The organism is Pseudomonas sp. 22490, from assembly GCF_052044465.1.
GTDB lineage: Bacteria > Pseudomonadota > Gammaproteobacteria > Pseudomonadales > Pseudomonadaceae > Pseudomonas > Pseudomonas aeruginosa.
The window spans coordinates 52,501-54,945 of record NZ_JBQENS010000042.1 but is presented as its reverse complement, the minus strand read 5'-3'; the positions used below and the strand labels follow the sequence as shown (position 1 = coordinate 54,945).

Sequence of the window (2,445 nt, the reverse complement as noted above, 5' to 3'; positions counted from 1 at the left end):
TCAGATTGTTTGGGTGTTATATGGTCAAGCCTCACGGGCAATTAGTACTGGTTAGCTCAACGCCTCACAACGCTTACACACCCAGCCTATCAACGTCGTAGTCTTCGACGGCCCTTCAGGGGAATCAAGTTCCCAGTGAGATCTCATCTTGAGGCAAGTTTCCCGCTTAGATGCTTTCAGCGGTTATCTTTTCCGAACATAGCTACCCGGCAATGCCACTGGCGTGACAACCGGAACACCAGAGGTTCGTCCACTCCGGTCCTCTCGTACTAGGAGCAGCCCCTCTCAAATCTCAAACGTCCACGGCAGATAGGGACCGAACTGTCTCACGACGTTCTAAACCCAGCTCGCGTACCACTTTAAATGGCGAACAGCCATACCCTTGGGACCGGCTTCAGCCCCAGGATGTGATGAGCCGACATCGAGGTGCCAAACACCGCCGTCGATATGAACTCTTGGGCGGTATCAGCCTGTTATCCCCGGAGTACCTTTTATCCGTTGAGCGATGGCCCTTCCATACAGAACCACCGGATCACTAAGACCTACTTTCGTACCTGCTCGACGTGTCTGTCTCGCAGTCAAGCGCGCTTTTGCCTTTATACTCTGCGACCGATTTCCGACCGGTCTGAGCGCACCTTCGTACTCCTCCGTTACTCTTTAGGAGGAGACCGCCCCAGTCAAACTGCCCACCATACACTGTCCTCGATCCGGATCACGGACCAGAGTTAGAACCTCAAGCATGCCAGGGTGGTATTTCAAGGATGGCTCCACGCGAACTGGCGTCCACGCTTCAAAGCCTCCCACCTATCCTACACAAGCAGGCTCAAAGTCCAGTGCAAAGCTACAGTAAAGGTTCACGGGGTCTTTCCGTCTAGCCGCGGATACACTGCATCTTCACAGCGATTTCAATTTCACTGAGTCTCGGGTGGAGACAGCGCCGCCATCGTTACGCCATTCGTGCAGGTCGGAACTTACCCGACAAGGAATTTCGCTACCTTAGGACCGTTATAGTTACGGCCGCCGTTTACCGGGGCTTCGATCAAGAGCTTCGCTTGCGCTAACCCCATCAATTAACCTTCCGGCACCGGGCAGGCGTCACACCCTATACGTCCACTTTCGTGTTTGCAGAGTGCTGTGTTTTTAATAAACAGTCGCAGCGGCCTGGTATCTTCGACCAGCCAGAGCTTACGGAGTAAATCCTTCACCCTAGCCGGCGCACCTTCTCCCGAAGTTACGGTGCCATTTTGCCTAGTTCCTTCACCCGAGTTCTCTCAAGCGCCTTGGTATTCTCTACCCGACCACCTGTGTCGGTTTGGGGTACGGTTCCTGGTTACCTGAAGCTTAGAAGCTTTTCTTGGAAGCATGGCATCAACCACTTCGTCATCTAAAAGACGACTCGTCATCAGCTCTCGGCCTTGAAACCCCGGATTTACCTAAGATTTCAGCCTACCACCTTAAACTTGGACAACCAACGCCAAGCTGGCCTAGCCTTCTCCGTCCCTCCATCGCAGTAACCAGAAGTACAGGAATATTAACCTGTTTCCCATCGACTACGCTTTTCAGCCTCGCCTTAGGAACCGACTAACCCTGCGTCGATTAACGTTGCGCAGGAACCCTTGGTCTTTCGGCGTGGGTGTTTTTCACACCCATTGTCGTTACTCATGTCAGCATTCGCACTTCTGATACCTCCAGCAAGCTTCTCAACTCACCTTCACAGGCTTACAGAACGCTCCTCTACCGCGTCACTTGCGTGACACCCGCAGCTTCGGTGTGTGGTTTGAGCCCCGTTACATCTTCCGCGCAGGCCGACTCGACTAGTGAGCTATTACGCTTTCTTTAAAGGATGGCTGCTTCTAAGCCAACCTCCTAGCTGTCTAAGCCTTCCCACATCGTTTACCACTTAACCACAACTTTGGGACCTTAGCTGGCGGTCTGGGTTGTTTCCCTTTTCACGACGGACGTTAGCACCCGCCGTGTGTCTCCCATGCTCGGCACTTCTGGGTATTCGGAGTTTGCATCGGTTTGGTAAGTCGGGATGACCCCCTAGCCGAAACAGTGCTCTACCCCCCAGAGTGATACATGAGGCGCTACCTAAATAGCTTTCGAGGAGAACCAGCTATCTCCGAGCTTGATTAGCCTTTCACTCCGATCCACAAGTCATCCCCTACCTTTTCAACGGGAGTGGGTTCGGTCCTCCAGTCAGTGTTACCTAACCTTCAACCTGCTCATGGATAGATCGCCCGGTTTCGGGTCTATACCCAGCGACTAAACGCCCTATTAAGACTCGCTTTCGCTACGCCTACCCTATACGGTTAAGCTTGCCACTGAATATAAGTCGCTGACCCATTATACAAAAGGTACGCAGTCACCTAACAAGTAGGCTCCCACTGCTTGTACGCATACGGTTTCAGGTTCTATTTCACTCCCCTCTCCGGGGTTCTTTTC

Annotated in this window: 1 rRNA gene (only partly in view); it reads right to left on the bottom strand. The window is 52.8% G+C overall.

Annotated elements, in window-relative coordinates:
* Positions 1-20: 20 nt before the first annotated feature.
* Positions 21-2,445 (bottom strand): 23S ribosomal RNA (locus ACTJJX_RS31000); it runs 466 nt beyond the window's last position.